The sequence below is a fragment of the Streptomyces nitrosporeus genome (assembly GCF_008704555.1).
Lineage (GTDB): Bacteria > Actinomycetota > Actinomycetes > Streptomycetales > Streptomycetaceae > Streptomyces > Streptomyces nitrosporeus.
This window is the reverse complement of the sequence record NZ_CP023702.1, coordinates 6,896,901-6,918,061: the sequence shown is the minus strand read 5'-3', so window position 1 is coordinate 6,918,061 and position 21,161 is coordinate 6,896,901. Positions and strand designations below refer to the sequence as shown.

Here is a 21,161-nt window from a genome sequence, read left to right as displayed (position 1 = left end):
GTATCGCCGTCCACCCGACCGGTCTTGGACGCCCTGCCCGGTGCGGGAGAAACATGGGGGTCATGAGTGAGACGAACACCGCGAACGGACAGAAGGACGCCCAGAAGGTCGCTCTGGTGACCGGGGCCAACAAGGGAATCGGATACGAGATCGCCGCCGGGCTCGGTGCCCTCGGCTGGTCCGTCGGGGTCGGTGCGCGGGACCGGGGCCGGGGGGAAGCCGCCGTGGAGAAGCTGCGCGCGGCCGGGGCCGACGCGTTCGGCGTGGCCCTGGACGTGACCGACGACGCGAGCGTCACGGCGGCGGCCCGGCTGCTGGAGGAGCGGGCCGGCCGGCTCGACGTGCTCGTCAACAACGCGGGGATCACCGGCGGCGGACCGCAGGAGCCCACCACGGTCGGCATCGGCCGGATGCGGGCGGCCGTGGAGACCAACGTGTTCGGTGTCGTCCGCGTCACCAACGCCCTGCTGCCGTTGCTGCGCCGCTCGCCGTCACCGCGGATCGTGAACGTCTCCAGCAGCGTCGGCTCCCTCACGCTCCAGACCACGCCCGGCGCGGAGACGGGGCCGGTCTCCGTGGCCTACGCGCCGTCGAAGACGTTCCTCAACGCCGTCACCGTGCAGTACGCCAAGGAACTGGCCGGCACGAACATCCTGGTCAACTCCGTCTGCCCCGGCTTCACCGCGACCGGCCTCAACGGCTTCCGGGGAGTACGCACCCCTCAGCAGGGCGCGTCATCCGCGATCCGGCTGGCTACCGTGCCGGACGACGGCCCCACGGGCCGGTTCTTCGACGACGAGGGCGAAGTGCCCTGGTGAGAGACGGGGGCGAAGTGCCCTGGTGAGAGACGGGGGCGAAGTGCCCTGGTGAGAGACGGGGGCGAAGTGCCCTGGTGAGAGACGGGGGCGAAGTGCCCTGGTGAGAGACGGGGGCGAAGTGCCCTGGTGAGAGACGGGGGCGAAGTGCCCTGGTGAGAGGCGCGGAGCCTGCCGCACCGGGTGGAACCGGCGCGTCCGCACGAGCGGGGCGTCCCGGCCGGGGCGCAGGCCGTGCGGTGTGCTGGGCCGGCCCGGCGGACAGGCGATCCCCGGGTACCGCTCCGCGCCACCGGAGGGAATGGCCGCAGCCGGAAGGGATGGCCGCCACCGGAGGGGATGGCAGCCAAGAGGCGGTTATCTCAGGGGAGTTGCAGACGGTGGACGCTGACGGCATAGCCGCCGCCGTCGTAGGGGTCGGCGTCCCAGGTGGCGAACCGGTCGACGAGGGCGAGGCCGGCCGCCGCGCAGCAGTCGTCGTAGTCCGGCAGCGTGAGGCCGGGCGGCACCGGCAGGTGGGCTTCGTCCAGGCCGAAGCCGGCGACCAGCAGGCCGCCCGGACGCAGGGCCGCGGCCAGGTGCCCGACCACCGCGGCCTCGGTGCCGGGAGCGAGCAACGGGAAAATATTGCCCGCGGCAACGACAAGATCGAAGTCTCCCGCGATGCCGAGCAGGGCCGGCTCGAACTCGGCCAGATCAACCCGGAACCAGGGCAGACCGGGCGCCTGCCTCCGCGCCACCGCCAGCATCGACGCGTCGAGGTCCACTCCGACGCAGTCGTACCCGAGTTCCGCGAGCCGGATCATGACACGTCCGGTACCGCACCCGGCGTCCAGTACCCGCGCTCCGGCGGGCACGAGCGCCGCGCAGAACCGCGCCTCACCGTGCACGTCCTGGCCCCCGCGGGCCAGGGCCGCGAATCGTGCGGCGTACTCCTCCCCGGACGCTTCCCCGGTCAACTCCGTCCAGCGGCTCATGGGGCCAACTATAGGACGCCCGTACGGCTGCGCGGGGAAGCGGCCGGACGGGGCCGCCCCTCCCGATGTGGTCACCCCCTCGCCGGCCCGCTCGCTCGCCGCGGTCCACGAACAGCGCCGGGCCCTGGAAACCCGGATCAAGGCCCTGCTGGAGGACCACCCTCTTTCCAAGGCCCCGACCCCGATGCCGGGAGATCGCGGTCAGGACCGCCGCCGTGCTGTGGGCCACCGCCGGCGACGGCACCTGCTTCCCCACCGCCGTCCGCCTCGCCCCCTACGACGGCCTCACCCCGGCCACGAAGCCGTCCGGCACCTCGATCCACGGCGAACACGCGCCCCGAGGCGGAAACCGGCAGCTCAGACAGGCCATGCTCCTCTTCGCCGTACTCCGCGACGGCACCTTCTACGGACCACGCACCCCCGAGGCAGCCGTCGCATGTCCGACTCGGGCCTGACGAGGGACGTAGAAGCCCTCCACCCGGCGATTACCTCCGGCGTAATCGACCACGCTCCCCTGCTGCGGCAGCGTGGTACACGTCAACGAGATCCCGACGAGGGTTCCGGCACCCGAGGCGCGAGGAGCAACCATGCCCATCAAGTCCGCTGACCACAAAGCGAATCACGTCACCGACACCACCCGCCACGTCGTCCAGGAGTTCCTCGCCGCCCGGATGGCCGGGGGCGTCGAGCGGCTCGTCGCGCTCTTCGCGGACGACGTCGACTGGCTGCTCGCCGAGAACCCCGCCGTCCCGTGGATCCGGCCGCGCTCCACCGGAGCCGACTGCGCCGCCCAGTTCACGGAGCTGGCCGAGCACACGGTGGCCGAGGATGCACGGGCCTCCGTCGACACGTTCCTCGTTGACGGCACCGACGCCGTCCTGACGGGGCACCTCTCGGGGACCGTGCGCGCGACGGGAAAGTCCTTCGAGGGCCCCTTCGCGCTGCGCCTCACCGTCGAGGAGGGCCGGATCACCCGGCATCACCTCTACGAGAACAGCGTATCGATCGCCGAGGCGTGCACCCCTTCCTGAGTCCCCCGTTACCGTTTTCGCGGCTTCGCAACGGGGCCTCCCGCCTTCGGGTCCGGCATGACTTCCCCCTCCTGTTGTTGATGGCCCGGGGGGGGCGACACCGGGTCCGAAGGCATCGACGGACCGCTGATGAGGGGCTTGAGCACCGGTTTCACCCGAGCCGGAAGAGCTCTTCGTAACGTGGATGTGGCAGCTCGTTACCGAGGCAAGGCCGGACGAAAGCGTGTGGAGGGCCTGCGCGTGATCGGCACCGGCGGCATCGATGTTTTCCCCGGTCTGAACGTCGGCAAGGGCGAACACCACGCCACCACCGTCACCCCGGCCGGAAAGAAAGCGTTCGACAAGCGGCTGCCCAACACCGAACCCAAGCTCCGCGAACTGTTCACGAAACTCCAGGCCAAGCACGGGACAGCGCTGGTCGTGGTTGACCAGCCGGCCTCGATCGGCGCCCTGCCGCTGGCCATCGCGCGGGACGTGGGCTGCCCGGTCGCCTACTTACCGGGCCCAACGATGTGACGGATCGCCGACCTCTATCCCGGCGAGGCCAAGACCGACGCGAAGGACGCGTTCATCATCGCCGACGCCGCCCGCGCAATGCCCCACACGCTGCGGGCGATCGACGGCGAGGACGAGACGATCGCCGAGCTGGAGGTGATCGTCGGGTTCGACGACGACCTCGCAGGGGAAGCGACCAGGGTCGCGAACCGGCTGCACGGCCTGCTGACCCATATCCATCCTTCGCCGGAGCGGGTGCTGGGCCGGCGGTCGCAGCGCCCGGCCATCCTGACCTTGCTGGAGCGGTTCGGGTCACCGGACCAGATACGCAAGGCCGGCCGTCGGAGGCTGGTCACGCTGCTGCGGCCAAAGGCCCCGCAGAGGGCAGAGCGGCTGGTCGAGGACGTCTTCGCCGGCCTGAACGAACAGACCGTCACCGTTCCTGGCACCGAGGCGGCCGAGTTGATCGTCCCCAGCCTCACGAGCTCGCTGACGGCCGTGCTCGACCAGCGGAAACTGCTGGCCAGGCGGATCGAGGAACTCCTGGAGGAGCACCCTCTTCCGAAGGTCCTGACCTCGATGCCGGGAGTCGGCGTCAGGATCCTGATCGAGATCGGCGACGGCAGCACCTTCCCGACCGTCGGCCACCTCGCCGCCTATGCCGGACTCGCCCCGGCGACTCGCAGCTCGGGCTCCTCGATCCGCGGCGAACAACCGTCCCGAAGAGGAAACAAGCAGCTCAAGAGGGCCTTCTTCCTCTCCGCGTTCATCGCACTCGGCGACCCGGCATCGCGGGCCTACTACGACAAGAAGATCGCCCAAGGCGAGCACCACACCAAGGCCCTGCTCTGTCTCGCTTGACGCCGGGCCGACGTCCTTTTCGCGATGCTCCGCGACGGAACCTTCTACGAATCCCAGCCCGTTCGGGCTGTCGCCCAGCAGACCTAGACCATGGCCAAGAGGTGATCCGTGGGTTCGTAGTCGATCTTCCAGTCGGCGTAGATCCCGCAGAATCCATCCTTGATGCACCGCAGGCCCACGGTCACCCAGCGGACGGATCCGTCGGTGCCGAGCGAGAACGCGACCGCGGCCTCGAACTCCTCGCTCCCGCACGGGCAGCCGGTCGCACCGGGCTCGTCGTCCTCCCAGGACTCCTCGTTCCAGTACTCCTCGCTGTCCGCAATGAACGCACGGCTGTCGCAGCCCGAACACTCTCGTTCCGCTCCGGACGCATTGACCAGCATGAAGAACACACGACCGCCGCACCCCTCGCAGACGGAAGGAGCGATCTTCACCGGGCGACCGTCGACGGCCTCCCGCAGGAACGCCGCAAGCTCCGCGGGAACACCCTCGCCAACCTGATCATCAGCATGCACGGCCACATCGTTCCAGACGCCCCGAATCCGCACCCGACCAGCTTGACCAAAGACATTAGGGGCACCCCCCGAGTCGCGACCTGGCTGGTGCCGGGGCAGGCCCTCGCGGAGATGGTCCGCCCGCCGAGCGGGTGGCGTAGCGCGGTCTTCGAAAAGACCCGCACCCGAGCCCCTTCGCCTGGTCCGCCACGGCACCGGTGTGCTGTCTCGATGCTCCGCGACAGCACCTTCTGCGAACCCGAAACGCCGCGCGCCGCCTGACGAAAGGCATAGGGGCACCCCCCGCTCCCTGGGCGCCTCGTCGTGGCCGGCCGGCCGTGCCGGGCCGTCCGCCGGACGGCGGCCGGTGGCCGGTGGCCGGTGGATGGCGGACGGCGGACGGCGGGCGGTCCGACGCCCGCGGTCAGAGCTCGTTGATCGCGCGCATCGCCAGGCCCTCGGTGCCGGCCCAGCCGTTCACCCGCGCCGCGTCGTCGTAGGAGACGGAGGAGAGGCCGCCGGGCAGGCCGAAGACGAGCGTGCCGTTGAGTTCCGTGCCCTCACCGGCGACCAGGGTGGCGGTGAACCGGTCGGCCCGGTCGTACTCCGCCTCTCCGCCCTCGTCGTTGCCGAAGACGTACAGGCCCGCGTACGCCGTGCCGTCCCCTTCGACGACGACGGGCTCGGTGTCCGGTTCCCCGAGCGTCTCGACGACGGAGGCGTCGTCACCGGCCCCGAGCCGCACCAGCGGCGACTCGTTGAGGACGCAGGGCTCCTTGTCGCCGTTGGTGACGCTCAGCAGGAAGTGGCGGGGAGTCTCCCCGGGCGGGTCCTGCAGCTCGACCGCGGTCCTGAGGTCGGTGACCTCGCAGTCCCGGTGGTGCGTGCCGTTGCCTCCGCCGGTCTCGCCGCTGTCCCCGGTCGTACCGTCGGCCGGACCGTCGCTGCCGGTTCCGGTGGCGGCGCCGGAGCCGCCCGACGGCTCCGCGCTCTTCGACGTGCTCTCCCCGGCCGGTGCGGAGGCCGAGGGGGCGGCGTTGTCCTCGCCCCCTGAGGACTGGCAGGCGGTGGCCGTCAGCAGGGCCGCTGCCGCCGTCATCCCCAGGAGGGTGCCGCGCAGCCCCCGGCGTGTCGATCGGAGTCCGACTGTCTTCGTGCGCATGCCGTGTCCCTCTCCCCCCGGGACCGGCCCCGGGGCCGGCCGACGCATCGAGCTCTGCGCGGTCATTCTGGTTGCCGCCCGTCGGTCCGGGCACCTCGGACCCGGGGCTGTTACAGCCCTCGCACGAACCGATGCCTTGGCGTGACCATGACCCTTGCGGCATGTCCGGGGCTGCGGGCGGCCGGCCGCCGGGCGGGGGTACCCGGTCCCGCCCGAAGCCGGTTCGCGGGCTTCGCCCCTGCCCGGGGCGGCCCGGCCGAGGTGCGCCTCAGGTCCCTGAGGCAGTTCACCGCCGCAGGTTCCGGCCGCACCGCGCGGACCAGGGTTCCGCGTGCCCGCCCGCTCCGGCGCGACGCCGAACGGGCCGGCCCGCCGAGGGGTCTCCGGGGAACGTCGGCACGGCGGACACGCGCTGCGGTGGCGCGGACGGCTCCACACAGGCCGTCCGCCTCATCCGGCGTACTGCGGCGAGCTCACTCCTCCCGGTACCGCGTCGACCGGCACGGAGCGCCGCCGGCCGGCAGGGAGCCCTGCTCACGACCCCCGCGTGCGGGCGCCTGTAGTCGTGAGGGCAGTGCGGTACCGGGCCCTGCAAGGACATCGTCATGAGCGGGCGCCGGGGTCAGGGCTTGTGTGCGAAGACCCACCGGTTCCCCTCCAGCGCGTCGTTCGGCTCGGGGAGCGGACCACGTCCGTGCACGCGGGTGAAGTCGAAGGGCGTGTGCATCGAGGTGGACCAGCCCCTGGCCGCCAGGCCGCCCGCGGAGTCGGGGCGAGGTCCCCTGTCGAAGAGGCCGAGGAGGTCGATGCCGATCTGTTCTCGCGTCGCCGTGTAGATCGGACTGTCGCGGTACACCAGCAGGTCCTTCTCCAGTTTGGCCTCGAAGGCCAGGGCGCTGCCCCGGGTGGTGAGCCGGTCCACCGTGTCGATGAGGTACGTCTCGGTGGGGCCCGGCAGGTAGAAGAGCAGGCCTTCGGCCAGCCAGACGCTCGGGGCGTCCGGGTCGAAGCCGGCGGAGGTCAGCGCGGTGACCCAGTCGGCGCGCAGATCGACCGCTACGGGGACGCGCTTCACCTTCGGGGCGGCCGAGAGCTCTGTGAGCACCCGGTGTTTGAAGGCCAGTACGCCCGCCCTGTCGATCTCGAAGACGGCGCAGTCGGCCGGCAGGTCCAGCCGGAAGGCCCGGGTGTCCAGTCCCGCTCCCAGCAGGACCACTTGGCGGACGCCCGTACCGGCCGACCGGAGGAGGAAGTCGTCGAGGACTCTCGTCCGCAGGCCGAAGTAGCGGGCGAACCTCCCCCACAACGGATTGGCGTCCCCGTCCGGGACCTGTTGGCTGCGCACCGGCCAGTCCGCGCAGACCCCGGCCGCGCGCACGAAGTGTTCCGCGTAGGCGTCCTGGGCCAGGCTGTCGTGGCGGTGGGTCTCGATCGCCCGTGCGGCGGCGACCAGGAGGGCGGTCAGCCCCACACCTCCGTCCACTCCTTCCGTGCCTCCCCCGTCTTCCGTGACGGATTGGGCGGGAGCGGATTCGGCAGGAGCGGGTTCGGCTGGAGCGGGAGGAGCGTCGGCGGGGCGGCGGGGGTCACCGGTGATGGACGTTTCACTCATCGGTCTCTTCTTTCCGGCAGCAGGACGGGTTTGACCACACGTCCGGCGTCGCAGTCGCGTTCGGCCTCGTTGATGTCGGCCAGCGCATAGGTGCGGATCAGTTCGTCGAAGGGGAAGCGGCCGGCCTGCCACAGGCCGATCAGCCGGGGAATCAGCAGTCCGGGTACGGCGTCTCCTTCGCAGATGTGCCGGATGCCGCGGCCTCGGTCGAGCGTGCCCGGTCCGAGCGGCAGCGCGTCGTGGAGGCGTGCCACGAGGCCGAGGACGCCGGTGGGGCGCAGTGCGTGGAGGGCGTCGTTGATCAGCGGGGCCGAGGCCGTGGTGTCCAGGGCGTACTGCGCGCCGCCGTCGGTCCGCCGGCGGATGCGCTCGGCCAGCCCGGCCGTCGCGGCGGGCAGGGGGGTCGCGCCGAACCGTTCGGCCAGAGCCAGTCGCCCGGGATTCCCGTCGATGGCCACGGTCCGTACGCCGGCGGCGGTGGCAGCCATCACCGCGGCCAGGCCCACCGCTCCCGCGCCGAGTACGACGAGGGTGTCTCCGGGGCCGGCGCGGAAGGTGTTCAGCACGGCTCCGGCGCCGGTGAGGACGCCGCAGCCGAGGGGGCCGAGCAGTTCGAGGGGCAGGGAGGGGTCGACCCGGACGGCGTTGCGCGCCGGGACGAGGGCGTATTCGGCGAAGGAGGACTGGCCGAACCATCGGGGGGCCAGCGCTTTCCCCGTGGCGTCGGTGAGGCGTCGCCCGTGCTCCTCGCGGCCTCCGAAGAGGTTGAGGGAGGCGAAGGAGTCGCAGTAGGCGGGGGCCGCGCCACGGCAGTTCCGGCATTCTCCGCACGAGTCGAAGCTCAGCACGACATGGTCGCCGACACCGATCGCGCCGTCCGGGCCGTCGCCCGATGCCACGACGACCCCGGCTCCCTCGTGGCCGAGGACCGCCGGCAGCGGGGTACGGCCGGCTGACCGCCGGACCGCGAGGTCGGTCCGGCACATTCCGCAGCCTGCGATGTCGACGAGGATCTCACCCGCGGCCGGGCCGGTGCCGAGGACGACCTCCTCGACCGTGAACGGGGTCTCGTACGACCGCAGCACGGCGGCCCGGAACCTCACCGCCCTTCCTCCATCGGCCGGTGGACGACGAACGGCCGGAGGTTGCCGTAGAGGCCCCACGGTCCGCCCGCGACGCCGACCCCGCTGTCCTTGATGCCTGCGAAGGGCTGGGCGAGGGAGAGTTCGGCGTGGTGGTTGATCCATGCCGTGCCGCATTCGAGCCGGTCGGCCGTCGCCGCAGCCCGGTCGGGATCGGCGCCCCACACGGAACCGCCCAGCCCGAAGTCGGTGCCGTTGGCCGCGTCGATGGCTTCGTCGATGTTCCGGTACGGCAGCACCGGCAGGACAGGCCCGAACTGTTCCCCGGTCACCACCGGGTGGCCGGGGGGCACGTCGGTGAGGATCGTGGGTGCGAAGAAGTAGCCCGGCCCGTCGAGCCGGTGGCCGCCGGCCGCCGCCCGGGCGCCCGCGGCCAGGGCCCGGTGCGTGATCTGTTCGACCCGGGCCAGCTGGGGGGCGTTGTTGACCGGCCCGAGCCGGGTGTCCGGGTCCAGGCCGGATCCGACGACGACGGTCTTCGCGCGGTGTGCGAGGGCCTCGACGACCTCGGCGTGGAGCCGGGCCGGTGCGTAGACGCGTTTCACCGCCATGCAGACCTGCCCGCAGTTGCGGAAGGCGGCCCAGAACAGCCGGTCCGCGATCCGGTCCACGTCGACGTCGTCCAGGAGGACGGCCGCGTCGTTGCCGCCCAGTTCCAGGGTGACACGGGCGAGCGAGGCCGTCGCCGCCCCCGCGACGGCCCGCCCGGTCGGTACCGAGCCGGTGAAGGTGACGTGTCGGATGCCCGGATGGGAGGCGAGACGGGCGCCGAGGGGTTCCCGGCCGGTGACGACGGTCAGGACGTCCTCGGGCAGGACCGTGGAGAGGACAGCACCGAGCAGGCGGGTGGCGAGGGGGGTGTACGGGGACGGTTTGAGGACCACGGTGTTGCCGGCCGCGAGTGCGGGTGCGAATTTCGCCGCCGCGAGCTGGAGGGGGAAGTTCCACGGCACGATCGCGGCGACGGGGCCGAGCGGGCGCCAGCGGATCTCGCTGTGCACGGGCCGGCCGTCGTCGATCCGGCGGGTGCCGGGGGTCAGGCCGGCGAAGTACCGCAGCCGGGCCGCCGTACGGGCGACCTCCATGAAGGACTCGGCCAGGGGCTTGCCCTGCTCCCGTGTGAGCAGGGCGGCGAGGTCGTCGCCGGCCGCTTCCACCGCGTCGGCGGCGGCGCGCAGCCCCGTGGCGCGGGCGGCCGGGTCGGTGCGCCATCCGGTCCAGGCGCGCCGGGCCCGGTCGACCACGTCGTCCAGCTCGTCCGGCTGCTGGTCGGGGGCCTCGTCGAAGGTCTCCCCGGTTGCCGGGTCGACGACGGCGAGGCGTGCGGCACGGTCTTGGGGGGCGCGGCCGGCTTCCGGTGTCGGCATCCCGGTGGTCAGTTCACGGCCGGGACGCCGGCGGCGTGTTCCCGGGCCTGCCGGTCCATCTCCGCCCGGAAGGCGGCGACCAGGTGCGGCTGGATCCTTCCGGTGTTGCGGTCACCGCCCGCGCAGACCGCTCCCCGCACACCCACGATGTCCGTGCCGATACGGGTCAGCGGACCGAGGTCGGCCTGCTTGACGCTGCCCGCGAGGGCGGCGCGCAGACCTGACGCGTGGGCGCGGCGGACGAACTCGGCGCAGGCGTCGGGCGGAACGTGGTCGAAGAGCCGCGTCCCGTCCTTGACCGCGGTGTCCAGCATGGCCGCGTCGGCACCGGCGCGGGCGGCGATGTCGGGCAGGGCGAGCGGGTTGACACAGCCGACGCGGTGGGCGTCGGCGTAGCCCGAGGCGACGACGAGCGCTTCCGGGCTGTGGTCCTTCACCGCCCGGACGACGGCCCTCATGACCTCGATGCCCTGCTCGGGGGTCGTGCATCCGTACAGGCCCACCTTGATGTACGTGGCGCCGGAGACGGCCGCCCCGAGCGCGGCCTGCGCCACCGTGCCCGGTTTGTACGGCACGTCGCCCACGGTGGCGGACACCGGCTTGTCCGCCGGTACCGCGTCGCGGATCTCCCGGATGACCCAGGGGAAGTTGGCGCCGAGAGAGCCCTCGTCGGGCTTCTTGACGTCGACGATGTCGAGGTGTTCCGCCGCCTTGGCGCAGTCGAGGGCTTCCTCGACGCCGTCCGGGGAAACGAGAAGCAACACCGTGAACTCCTTCCGCCGCGGGTCCGCCCGGCCGGGGCACGGGGGTCCGCGGGTCACTTGGTTCATGTGCGGGGCGCTCATCATTTCCGCCACTCCGTGCACACCGGTAGAGCGTGCGGAGCTTCCCGAGCGGCGCGCGTGCGCAGGTGTACGGCTCCGTGCGCTCCGGCGTGAGCCGGGGCCTGCCGATCCGCGCCGTCCGCCCGGACGCCCTCGCGAGCGCCCCCTGCGTACTCGCGTGCCCCGGTGCCCGTGCTCGTCCCGCGCCCCGGTGCCCGTGCTCGCCTCGCGCCCCGGTGTCCGTGCTTGCCCCTCGTCCCGGTGCCCGTGAAGCTCCCGCCCGGGAATCGTCACCGCCGGGGCCTGGACGGCCGTGCGCGGCACAGGGCCCGACCGCCGCCCTCGCCGTCGCCTCGGGTGCCCCGGGCCTTCGCCGAGGGAGAACGGACATTACCGGTAGCGTGTTCGCCTGCCGCGTGGAACGCCCGTACGGCAGGCCGGCCCGTGCAGGGGATTCCGGTGGTGAGCGAGGAGACCGTGATGAGTGAACTGACGAAGCCCGGGGTCGAGGTTCCGAAGGGTGAGGCGCCCACCGGACTGACGGTCCGGGACCTCGTGGCCGGGGACGGGCCCGAGGCGCAGCCGGGCAGGGTCGTCCGGATCCACTACGTAGGGGTCACGTTCGCGTCGGGAAGGGAGTTCGACTCCTCCTGGGAACAGGACCGGCCGTTCAAGTTCGCCGTGGGCGGCGGCCGGGTCGTCAAGGGTCTGGACCGGGGAGTGAGGGGGATGAGGGCCGGCGGCCGGCGCGAGATCATCGTCCCCCCGCGTCTCGGTTACGGCAGGCAGTCACCCTCTCCGTCGATTCCGGCGGACTCGACACTGATCTTCGTCGTGGACCTGCTCACGGTCGTGGGCGGACCCGCCGGAGCGAGGCCCGGCTCGGCCGGCCCCGCCTGAACCCGGCGCCCCGGAGGGGGCCGGGGCGGTGTAAGGGCAGCCGCGCTCATCGGCGGGCCGTCCACGGCGGCAGGCGCCGGGCCGGTCGCCGCTGTTACGGCTCTTCAGGCCGCGGGTCCCGGGCCCACCGCCGCGCCCCCTCGTATCCGCTGTGTACAGCGGCCGGTCCCCTGGTCGCCCGTCGGCCCTGACCCGGCCTGTCGTGGTGGATGACGGGGAGAAGCGGCACGGTCCGGGACCCCGCTGTCCCGCCGGATCCCTCGGTGTTCAGCAAGGCCGTGGTCCCTGGCCGCGTCACTGCCCTCCTGGCGGCCCCGGCGGAGACGGGTACGCCCTCCCCTGCCAGAATTCGAGGGCAACGACGGGCAGGGGCGCCTCTACCGCTCCACCACCTGGCCCGGTTGCCGTCCGGTCAGGGGCCTGAAGCCGGCCTCTTCACAACGCAACACCCGGGGGAACCATGCGTACCGGTGTCATCACCGTGCTCATCACCGCAGGCTTGCTCACCTCACTCACCGCGTGCGGCATCGGCGACCCGCCGTACACCGTCCGTCTGCACGACAACAAGGACGGCTCGGCCACGGCCAACCTGAACCTCCCCGAGGGCACCAAGGACGAAGCGGAGGCGGCGATCCGCGACTACGCCGGCACTCTCGACGGGTTGGAGTGGGTGAACATCCTTGTCTCTGATGACACGGCCGACGGCAAGCTCATATGCAACGCTATCTGGATGAAGGACGAGAAGGCCGCGCAGAAGTGGTCCGGTGGGCGCTTCGAATCCGCCACCTGGCCCGGTCTTGACGTGCGGTGCCCCCACGGCCTCTGACGGGCCGTGCTCCGGACGCCCCGGGGCCGACTCCCAGCAGCATGACGACGCCGTCGCCGGGCCCGACACCGTACTGCCGCAGGCCGTTCACCGCGCGCCGCACCATGCCGAGGAGCCGTACGCCCGAGACCTCCCGGCCGGCGTGCTCGAACACCGTACGACCGTCCGCCGCGCCGAGGATGTCCAGAACGGCGCCGGGGAACTGCTCGGTCACGGCGCCGGAAGGCTGCTCAGTCATGGCACTCCTTCACGAAAGCGGTGAGCGGCTGCCGGTGGACCGCCGGCAGGTTCCATTCGTTCTCCAGGTTCTCCGCCAGGTGCAGGGTCCCGGCGGGCACGCCGTCCCGGTAGTGGCGGACGACGGGATGGAGATACGTGGAATCCATGGCGTGGTCGGCGTCGTTCTCCACGACGCGCGGGACGCCTACGTCGAACGGATCGGCCCTCTCGTGCTCGGGCCCGTACTCCAGATCGACGACGAACCGGTGCGGGGCGGGTCCGAGACCGCCGTCGGTGACGTAGTCCAGCGGGACCTCCTCCTGGTACACGGCCCGGTCGCCGTCCACGCCGACCACGTCGCCGAGGAACCCGAACTGCTGCCAGAGACCCGACGAGCGGTTGACGCGGCCGATGACGGCGTCGGCGATCGCCTCCGGCGCCGTGGTGAACGTCCGGGCCGGCCAGGGTGTGCCGAGGTGGCGAGCGCCCAGGATGCGGTGCAGGGCACGCGTCGCGTAGCGGAAGCCGTGGATGAAACCGTTGGTGGACTTCTTGAAGTCCCGTTGCCGCATCAGGGTTCCGGCGAAGTAGAGGTCCGGCACGTTGACCGACTCGGAGGACGAGGTCTGCTCGGGGAACCGGCCGTTGATGACGAGCGCCGGGCGGCAGGTCTCGTCGGAGACGGACGCGTCGAAACGGAAGCCGGTGCACACGATGACCCGGTCGTAGTGCAGTTCACGCGGCGGCTCCGTGGTCCGCGCGTAGCGGAGCATCACCCGGAAGCCTCCGCCACCGGACTTCTCGATGCTCTCCACGGTGCCGTCGAGCACCGCGTTCTGCGACTTGAGCTGATAGGTGTCCAGGAAGTTGTTGTTCACCGCGCGCAGATGTCCGAGGCAGTGGGTCTTCCAGGCGAACTCGACCGAGCGCGGCCCGGCGACGTGGATCACCGCGGCCTTCTCCATGAGGCCGTCGGCGGTTTCGAACGCGGAGTTCCCCTTGCCGATGACCAGTACCCGCTGGTCGGTGAAGGACGCCGGGCCGGGATCGAAGGTGTCGTACCGCTCGGCGAGCCCGAGGCCCGGCACGGGCGGCTCGTGGAGCCGGGAGACCCCGGTGGCCATGACGAGCCGCTCAGCCTGCCAGGACCGTCCGCCGCCGTCGAGGACGGCGTAGTCGCACCCGTCGCGTTCCAGCGGAGCGGCGAGTTGGAGACCGACCGGCCCGGCCCCGATGATGAGATGGTCGCGCACCATGGGCCGGACAGTAGTGACGCGAAATCAGAGGGCTCTGAGATTCGGCGGCTCCACCGCCTGCCCGGGCACCTGTCTGTCGGGGGGCCGGAGCAACCGGCCGGGACCTGTCCGGCGGATCTCGGCCGGGGGTGCGGCGGGCGTGCGGGCCACCGGGGCAGCAGCGGGCGGTGGGGGCCGGAGCCGGTGTCCGCGGAAGGAGTGACGGATCCCGGCGGCGGGCCGGGGCCGGTCGCGGACCTTCCTGGAACGGCGGTCCGGTCCGGGAAGCGGCGCATGACCTCGGTGGTGAAGTTCTCGGTGGACACCATGAAGCAGGTCCGGCCCGATGCGGTTTCCCCGTCGGGGGCGGTGGCGACGTCGTGTCAGCCCATGGCGGAAAGGACGTAGTCCGCCTGGCTGCGAACAGCGCCCAACGGCTTCGGAACGACGATCAGCTCACGCAGTGCCCGCAGGATTCGGGGCGGAATCCTGATGCCGAGCACGCCCGTGACCAGACCCCGGCACACGTACAGCGCGGCAACGCGAGGCCGGTCGGCACTTCCGAGATCCTGATAGACGATCTCCACACGCTCCGCGCCGCGGAGGATCCCGTGGGCCTGCGGCTTCAACGCATACTGGTCGGACCAGAAATAGGGGACCGGCGTGTACACCGCGCGTGAGCCGTTCGTGCCGCGGATCTCGGACAGCAGGTTCCGGGCAGCGGCAGCCCCCTGCTCCGTCGCGTTCATGCGGTGTTCCATCCGCACACCCCGGCCCCCGGTCGCGGAGCGCCGGTTCGCGACATCGCCCGCGACATAGACCCGGGGCGCCGCGGCACAGTACGCGTCGCATTCGACGCCGTCGCGGACGGGAAGCCCGCTGCCATCGAGCCATTCGGTGTTCGGTGCGGACCCGATCGCCACCAGAACCGTGTCAGCGAGGATCTTCGTGCCGTCCGCAAGGCGGATGGCGGACGCCTCTCCGGCCGTGCGTTCCAGGCCCGCCACCGTCTGGCCGGTATGCAGGGTGACGCCCATTCTCTGATGGATTCCACCGAGCACCCGTCCGACTTCCGCCCCGAACACCCTCTCCATCGGCGTCGTTTCGTCGGTGACGACACTCACCTCGTGGGAGGCTGACTGCGCCAGGGACGCGGCCACCTCCATCCCGAGGGGGCCGGAGCCGATGACAGCGAGCGTCTCTCTGGTGCTCAGGCGTTCGCGCAGGGCTGTCACATCGTCGAGAGTCCGCAGCGTGTGGACGCCGGACAATCCCTCTGCACCCGTCAGCGTGCGGGAACGGACACCGGTCGCGATGAGCAGGCCGTCGAACTCGACCCTCCCGCCGTCATCGAGGGTGAGCCGTCGAGCGCCCACGTCGAGTCCGGTGGCCCGGACGCCGAGACGCATGTCGATTCCACACCGGGCAAGGGCCTCCGCGTCACGCATGGCGAGCCGGTCCTCGCCCCACTCGCCGGTGAGCACCTGTTTGGAAAGCGGCGGGCGCTCGTACGGCAGGTGCGGTTCGTCGCCGATGACGACCAGGCTCCCACCGAATCCTTCCGCACGCAGGGTCTCAGCCGCCGAGATCCCTGCGGCGGACGCCCCGACGACGGCGATGGTCCCGTCTTTCACCGATCCACCCTGAGAGCCGATCCGGGACATGCCGCGACCGCCTGCAGGACCGCGTGATGCAGCCGCTCCTGCGGCCGGGGATCGAGGACGACGACCATGCCGTCGTCCTCGTCCTGGTCGAAGACTTCAGGAACCAGAACAGCGCACTGTCCGGCGGCACAGCATTTTTCCTCATCTGCAAGGACTCGCACGGTCACAACCTTCGGTTATCAGTGCATTTGACGTTTCGTCATGCATTTATGTGCTCGCGCAGGGGCATGGTCTGCTTGCCGGGTCCGGTGTGATGACCGCCGTCCCCCGGCCCGTCGGGGAAAGGCCGAGGTCCGCGGGCCGGCCCGGAGGCCGGAAGACGAGACCGGTTGCCGCATGTCCTGGAGGAGGGGTGGCGGTCCGCTGGCCGGCTCCTCGTCCGGAGCCCGGCGGATCTACCGGCAAGAGCTGCCCCGCTGCGGCGGCCGTTCCGGTACAGGCTTTCCATCGGGCATCCGTACAGCCACTCGTTCGGTGAATGGGCCGCGATCGGCCCACGCGGCTAACGCGATGGGGTACTGCCCTTCAACTCGAAGACGGCACCGATGGTCGCATCCGGCCTGACGACGACGGCGGTTGGCTTCCGTATTCCGAACAGCCGGTGAATGTCTCCTCCCGGGTCGGCTATTTCGGCGGTTCTCTCGCGTTCGAAGGACTCGGGAATCCGCGCGCTGAGAAGAACGGCTTTCCCGTACCCGCCTCGTCCGAGCAGCCGCTGTGCACCCTCGCGTGTGCTCTCCAACCGCTCCGGGGTCCTGTTGTCAGCGGCGAACAGCAACAGCACCGGCGCGTCGAGGGCCACCTTGTCGTGCAGCCAGGCCTGGTCCGCCCGCCCCTCCAGCGGGACGTCGGGAAGTCTCATGCCGCTGCGCAGCTTCCCGGCCCGCGAGCCGTCGCCCGGGTAAGCCAGGGCGAGCTGCGCCTGACGCGGGGCGACGAACCGGTCGAGCGCGCCTGTGCGGTCGGCGGCTTCCAGCGCGACGTCGCGCAGTGCGCTGCGCCAGCCGCCCAGGGTCCACATACGGGTCTGGCGGTCGCTGTCGGCGACGACCGACGCCGCCGTATGCCGCCGTTCGCGTTCCCATTCGTCCAGTGTGCCGGGGGTGAGCTCGCCCTTCCGGATTCCCGCGAGACGCCAGGCGAGGGCGCCCGCGTCCTCCAGCCCCGTGTTGAGGCCCTGCGCTCCGGCCGGGCTGTGGATGTGCGCCGCGTCACCGGCGATGAGGACGCGTCCCACCCGGAAGCGGTCCGCCATCCGCCGATGGACCCGGAAGATGCCGGTCTGGAGCTCGCCCACGGCGCGAATCGGCACGGTGCACCGGGCTTGCGCGAATCGCTGTGCGGTATCGGCCAGCTGATCGGCGGGCACCTCCTCGCCCAGGCCGAGGAAGACCCGTGCCTTCCCTCCGGGCAGGCTGGTGACGACCAGCACCCCCGAAGGGCTCATGAAGTAGTGGGTCTCGTTCTGCGCGAGAGACGTCTCCCAGACTCCGTCGGCGACCAGGAACCGCTGCGGGTAGGCAGCGCCTTCGAAGGTGACTCCGAGGCATTGGCGCACGGTGCTGTGCGCGCCGTCACAGCCGACCAGGTACTGGGACCTCGCTTCCGCTTCGTGCCCACCGACGGACAGCACGGCGCGAACGCCATCGGCGTCCTGGGTGAAGCCCGTCAGCTCCGTCCCGTATTCGACCTTGCCGCCCGCGTCCTCGAAACCCTGGCGCAGGACCTCCTCCGTGGCGCTCTGCGGCAGGGTGACGGGGTAGCGGTACCGGCTGCCTTGCAGGCTGCCGAAGCCCACCCGGATCACGCGCTCGCCGAGGTAGTACTTCAAGGCCCCTACCGTCAGGGACCGTTCGAGGAGTGGCTCGATGAGACCCAGGCGGCGGAACCCCTCCAGTGCCCGGGGCCACAGCGCGAGGGACTTCGAATGGGGGTGATGGGCGGGGTCCCGGTCGATGATGCGCACGTCGGTCCCGCGTCGCAGCAGGTCGACGCCGAGCGCGAGGCCGACCGGCCCCGCCCCGACGATGATCACTTCGGATTCGGATTGCTCGGGCATGGTGTCCTCTCCTCCGTCGGAGGCTTGATTGCGGCTTGTCTCGTCTCGGCCGGTTCCCTCAGGGCACAAGCACCACACGGCCGCAGCTGGTGCGCGACTCGACCAGATCGTGGGCACGAGCGACATCGAGAAGGGGGACCCGCGCGGCGACCACCGGTCGCACGTCTCCGGTGGCGACCACGCCGAGGAGTTGCCGCGTGCCTGCTTCGGCGAGATCGGGCCGGTGGCGAAGGAGCGTGGCCATGCTGAACCCGGTGACGTACTTCATGCCGAGGACGTCCAGGAACGACAGAGTGGGGCGCGCCGTGGGGTCACCGGCCGCTCCGTAGAACACGAGCCGACCGTAGGGGGCAAGCAACTCGACGTCCCGCTCCAGCAGTTGCCCGCCGATTCCGTTCAGGATGACGTCCACGCCCCGGTCCCCCACCGCCTTGCCGACATGCTGGGTCCAGTCGGCCCGGCTGTAGTCGACCGCGATATCGGCCCCCAGGGACCGGACGAAGTCCAGCTTCTCCGAGGAACTCGCGGTCGCGATGACGGGGCGGGCCCCCCTCGCCTTGGCGATCTGCAGCGCCATATGCCCCACCGCGCCGGCCGCGCCGTGGACCAGAACGCTCTCTCCCGCACGCAGCTGTCCGGTATTGACGACCTGTATGGCGACACGGCCGGTCGAGCCGACGACCGTGGCCTGCCCCGCGTCCAGGCCGTCCGGAACAGGAATGCACCGCTCCACCGGAGCGGTGACGTAGTCCGCGTAGGCGTTCTGCGCCTTCCAGACCACCACGCGTTCCCCCACCCGTGCGCCGGGCACGCCGGGGCCCACCGCCTCGACCGTGCCGACGGCGTCCGCGGCAGGGCAGGCCGGCAACACCGGCACGGACAGGGGGTGTTCGCCACGGCGCCGCTGCACATCGGCCTGGTCGACGCCGACAGCCTCGACCCGCACGAGTACGTCGCCCGGCCCGGGCGTCGGTATGTGCGCTTGCTCGATTCGCAGAACGCCCGAAGGTCCGAATTCGTGGTACCGAACAATGCGCATGCTCTGGCGTTCCCCTTGATGAAAGATGCGTCCGACGGTATGCGATTCACATTGAAGGCTACTCGCCCTGCCGGGCCACCGGAAGGCAACAAAAGGAGCATGAAAACTTCCGGCCCGGGGCGCCGCATACCACTAAAGAGACACTTCGCATGCCACATAAGGGGAGGCCCTCTGTCATCTTCCCTCACGGTTTCTAGAATTCCAGGCGCCACCCCTCCGGGGGCGCAGGCGATTCTCGCAGACCAGAGGCGATGAAAGGTGATCCCATGGACAGTGTTCGTGAAATCTTGACGGAGGAAGCAGAACATCCACCGGCAGCACCTCCGAAGCCCTCGGTCCCGAAGCCCGGCCGCCGAGAGCTTACGTGGGTGGGATTCCTCGCCGTTTATTGCGTCGGATTCGCCGTTTTCGGCATATACCGCTATCTCACTCTTGACCCCTCGATCAGCCGGCTCGGAATACGTACCGACCTCCCCTGGCACTATCCGCTGTTCATTACGCACATCTACACGGCGGTGGTCTCCATCGTGCTCGCCTGGATTCAGGTCTGGCCGTGGTTCAGAGCCCGCCATCCCCGGGCCCACCGCATTGTCGGACGCTGGTACTTCTTCGCCGGCGTCTTTCCCTCCGCGGCCCTGGCCATCCCTGCCGCGCTGCTCACCGTCAGCGGCCCCGACGTCCGTCTGGCCCTGCTGGCCATGGACGCGTGCTGGATCATCACCATGATCTGCGGTTACCGCACGGCGCGGCAGCGAAAGTTCGGCGAGCACCGGAAGTGGATGCTGAGAAACGTCGCCATGACCACCTCCACCGTCACGCTGCGCCCGCTCAACATCATCCTCGTGGAGACCGGGATGAGTTACGAACAGGCGTACGCGAGCGCCACCTGGGGTGCGGTCCTCGGCCATCTGCTGTTCGTGGAATGGTATTTGCTGCGGCCCAAGAAGAAGCGGCGCCCCGTTCCGGGTCGCCGGAGCTGAGCGAGTGCGTGCACCGCTTTGTGCTCGTCCGTCGAGCGGTGCGCCGGGTCTCCTCGGAGGAGAGCCGGAAGACGTCCGGGCACGCCGCCGGACGGGCTCTGCTTCACTCCTGACGTACGCCAACGAGCGCATACGCGGCGGAGTCGCCGCTTTCACCGTGCTCACGCCGCTCGCAGCCCCCGGCCTGGTGCCGCGCGGTCGAGGCCACCGCGATGAACGACGGCGGTACGGGCGGGGGTTCCCGGGCGACTGCCCGGCCCCGGCCGTCGATGTGGCCGGGCAGCACGACACGGCCACGGATCCGGGTGGTCCCGCCGGGGCTCAAGGCCCTCGTGGCTCCCTACGGACAGCAACGCGCAGCCGTCGCGGGCCGGGGACGGGGCCGGACATCGGCCACTCCGGGCCGGCGTCGGCGTCGCCTCGTGAACCCTGCGGCAATGACACTGCGGCACGACAGTCTTCCCGCCGCTTCCCGCCAGCCCGCACATCGACGAGCCGACCGCCGGACCTGAGGACACCGCCGGACCGGTGCTTCCCGGTCTCCGACCGGATGTCACGCATCACGGACGCCTGCCACGTGCCCCGTGTCCCGGGACGGCCATGGCGGAACGGCCCGCCGATCACCTTGAGCTTTGGAGATCGTCGCGACACCCCGGTTCAGGGCCTGCGGGTGTGCCGGGGCGCCACCGGCCGACGCGGTGGCACCTTCGCCCGGTCCCTCGCGTTGTCCGCGGGAGACCGGCCGCGTCCACACCTCCGGCCGGCTACGGAAGGAGGCAGCGTCCCGTGCGATCGCGTCCGCGTCGGTCCGCGGTCCGCCCACGGCCGGCCGGGAGGTCCGCCGCGACCGGCCCCACACCCGGGCAACGGCCGGTACCGGCGGCACACCGCCCAGGCCGGCGCCCATACCCGCCGGCCCCGCCCTGAACCCGGGAAGACGGACCGGAACCCCAGGCCGTGGGACCTCGTCCAGAACCACCTGGACATTCGACGGAGCCCGGGACGGATCTGCCGGGCTCTGCGGGCGCAGTTCCCCAGCAGCCGGAGACGCATGTGGTCCACGAGACCGTCTGCCAGGCCCTCGACGTCCAGGGGCGGGGGCGAACCGCGCCGCGGGCGCGAACCGCGCCGCCGGGCCCAGCCGCGCCGGCTGCGGTCCGCCACCTCGATGGCCATGAGCAGCGACCGCCCGACGGAGGCGAAGGACCGGGCCGTCCCCGGCCACGGGGAGGGCGAGAGGGCGGGGATCGAAGTCAGTTGAAAGATCCAGGGCCGTCCCGGCTACGGGGAGGGCGAACTCGTCATCGGCAAGGACGGGAAACCGGCCGTCGGCCCCGGGTCGAGCGCGCCGCCCACTACGTCATGCTCCTGCGCCTGCCCGGCGGCCACGGCACCGAGAACGTCCGGGACGCTCTGGCCACCACCCTCCAGGCCCTGTTCCTGCTCGCACACCTGCGAC

Annotated in this window: 18 protein-coding genes and 2 pseudogenes; 7 read left to right on the top strand and 13 right to left on the bottom strand. The window is 71.2% G+C overall.

Annotation, left to right across the window (positions count from 1 at the left end):
• Positions 1-62: 62 nt before the first annotated feature.
• On the top strand, positions 63-818 hold the full coding sequence (locus CP967_RS30635) for an SDR family oxidoreductase (RefSeq protein WP_150491082.1): 756 nt from the start codon (positions 63-65) through the stop codon (positions 816-818).
• A 359-nt stretch (positions 819-1,177) separates the two neighbouring features.
• Here the strand turns inward: CP967_RS30635 and CP967_RS30630 are convergent, their stop codons facing one another.
• Positions 1,178-1,792 (bottom strand): class I SAM-dependent methyltransferase, encoded by a 615-nt coding sequence (locus CP967_RS30630; protein WP_150491081.1) that lies wholly within the window; start codon positions 1,790-1,792, stop codon positions 1,178-1,180.
• A 49-nt stretch (positions 1,793-1,841) separates the two neighbouring features.
• On the opposite strand from CP967_RS30630, the pseudogene CP967_RS30625 reads away from it, so the two are divergent.
• The 3 genes and pseudogenes from CP967_RS30625 to CP967_RS30615 form a co-directional block, all read left to right on the top strand.
• Positions 1,842-2,247: pseudogene (locus CP967_RS30625) on the top strand (transposase); the annotation flags it as partial.
• Between the two features lie 132 nt (positions 2,248-2,379).
• Positions 2,380-2,823 (top strand): nuclear transport factor 2 family protein, encoded by a 444-nt coding sequence (locus CP967_RS30620; RefSeq protein WP_150491080.1) that lies wholly within the window; start codon positions 2,380-2,382, stop codon positions 2,821-2,823.
• A gap of 240 nt (positions 2,824-3,063) precedes the next feature.
• Positions 3,064-4,266: pseudogene (locus tag CP967_RS30615) on the top strand (IS110 family RNA-guided transposase).
• Here the strand turns inward: CP967_RS30615 and CP967_RS30610 are convergent.
• The 6 genes from CP967_RS30610 to CP967_RS30585 form a co-directional block, all read right to left on the bottom strand.
• Entirely contained in the window at positions 4,263-4,694 is a 432-nt protein-coding gene (locus CP967_RS30610; RefSeq protein WP_150491079.1) for a hypothetical protein, read from the bottom strand. The pseudogene CP967_RS30615 and the gene CP967_RS30610 overlap by 4 nt on opposite strands.
• 403 nt (positions 4,695-5,097) lie before the next feature.
• Positions 5,098-5,835 (bottom strand): DUF4232 domain-containing protein, encoded by a 738-nt coding sequence (locus CP967_RS30605; protein ID WP_167535465.1) that lies wholly within the window; start codon positions 5,833-5,835, stop codon positions 5,098-5,100.
• A gap of 622 nt (positions 5,836-6,457) precedes the next feature.
• Positions 6,458-7,447: a class I SAM-dependent methyltransferase gene (locus CP967_RS30600; protein WP_150491077.1), complete on the bottom strand. Its 990-nt coding sequence runs from the start codon at positions 7,445-7,447 to the stop codon at positions 6,458-6,460.
• Complete coding sequence (locus CP967_RS30595) at positions 7,444-8,550, bottom strand: NAD(P)-dependent alcohol dehydrogenase (RefSeq protein ID WP_150491076.1); 1,107 nt, start codon at positions 8,548-8,550, stop codon at positions 7,444-7,446. Before CP967_RS30595 ends, CP967_RS30600 begins: the two co-directional genes overlap by 4 nt.
• Positions 8,547-9,956 carry an aldehyde dehydrogenase family protein gene (locus CP967_RS30590; RefSeq protein ID WP_150491075.1) on the bottom strand — a complete coding sequence of 470 codons (1,410 nt, stop codon included), beginning with the start codon at positions 9,954-9,956 and terminating at the stop codon, positions 8,547-8,549. Before CP967_RS30590 ends, CP967_RS30595 begins: the two co-directional genes overlap by 4 nt.
• Positions 9,957-9,964: 8 nt before the next feature.
• Positions 9,965-10,720 (bottom strand): (5-formylfuran-3-yl)methyl phosphate synthase, encoded by a 756-nt coding sequence (locus CP967_RS30585; protein ID WP_150491074.1) that lies wholly within the window; start codon positions 10,718-10,720, stop codon positions 9,965-9,967.
• A gap of 540 nt (positions 10,721-11,260) precedes the next feature.
• Between CP967_RS30585 and CP967_RS30580 the strand changes: the two genes are divergently transcribed.
• Together CP967_RS30580 and CP967_RS30575 are read left to right on the top strand one after the other, a co-directional pair.
• Entirely contained in the window at positions 11,261-11,680 is a 420-nt protein-coding gene (locus tag CP967_RS30580; protein ID WP_150491073.1) for an FKBP-type peptidyl-prolyl cis-trans isomerase, read from the top strand.
• 460 nt (positions 11,681-12,140) lie between these two features.
• Complete coding sequence (locus tag CP967_RS30575) at positions 12,141-12,506, top strand: hypothetical protein (RefSeq protein WP_150491072.1); 366 nt, start codon at positions 12,141-12,143, stop codon at positions 12,504-12,506.
• Between the two features lie 230 nt (positions 12,507-12,736).
• On the opposite strand, the gene CP967_RS30565 is transcribed toward CP967_RS30575, so the two are convergent.
• From CP967_RS30565 to CP967_RS30545, 5 genes are all read right to left on the bottom strand, one after another.
• The gene (locus tag CP967_RS30565) at positions 12,737-13,981 is read right to left on the bottom strand and encodes an NAD(P)-binding domain-containing protein (RefSeq protein ID WP_150491071.1); all 1,245 of its coding nucleotides are present in this window, start codon (positions 13,979-13,981) and stop codon (positions 12,737-12,739) included.
• Positions 13,982-14,343: 362 nt separating this feature from the next.
• Positions 14,344-15,594, bottom strand: a complete 1,251-nt coding sequence (locus CP967_RS30560) for an NAD(P)/FAD-dependent oxidoreductase (protein WP_229888268.1) — start codon at positions 15,592-15,594, stop codon at positions 14,344-14,346.
• A complete protein-coding gene (locus CP967_RS30555) occupies positions 15,591-15,785 on the bottom strand; it encodes a ferredoxin (RefSeq protein WP_150491069.1) in 195 nt (64 codons plus the stop codon). The genes CP967_RS30560 and CP967_RS30555 overlap by 4 nt, the downstream gene beginning before the upstream one ends.
• Before the next feature lie 341 nt (positions 15,786-16,126).
• Positions 16,127-17,683 carry an FAD-dependent monooxygenase gene (locus CP967_RS30550; protein WP_167535464.1) on the bottom strand — a complete coding sequence of 519 codons (1,557 nt, stop codon included), beginning with the start codon at positions 17,681-17,683 and terminating at the stop codon, positions 16,127-16,129.
• A 58-nt stretch (positions 17,684-17,741) separates the two neighbouring features.
• Positions 17,742-18,722 (bottom strand): quinone oxidoreductase family protein, encoded by a 981-nt coding sequence (locus CP967_RS30545; protein WP_150491067.1) that lies wholly within the window; start codon positions 18,720-18,722, stop codon positions 17,742-17,744.
• Between the two features lie 368 nt (positions 18,723-19,090).
• Here CP967_RS30545 and CP967_RS30540 point away from each other — a divergent pair, with 368 nt between their 5' ends.
• On the top strand, positions 19,091-19,702 hold the full coding sequence (locus CP967_RS30540; RefSeq protein WP_167535463.1) for a DUF2306 domain-containing protein: 612 nt from the start codon (positions 19,091-19,093) through the stop codon (positions 19,700-19,702).
• A gap of 103 nt (positions 19,703-19,805) precedes the next feature.
• Here CP967_RS30540 and CP967_RS30535 read toward each other — a convergent pair whose 3' ends face one another.
• On the bottom strand, positions 19,806-20,027 hold the full coding sequence (locus CP967_RS30535; protein ID WP_150491065.1) for a hypothetical protein: 222 nt from the start codon (positions 20,025-20,027) through the stop codon (positions 19,806-19,808).
• Positions 20,028-21,161: the final 1,134 nt, after the last annotated feature.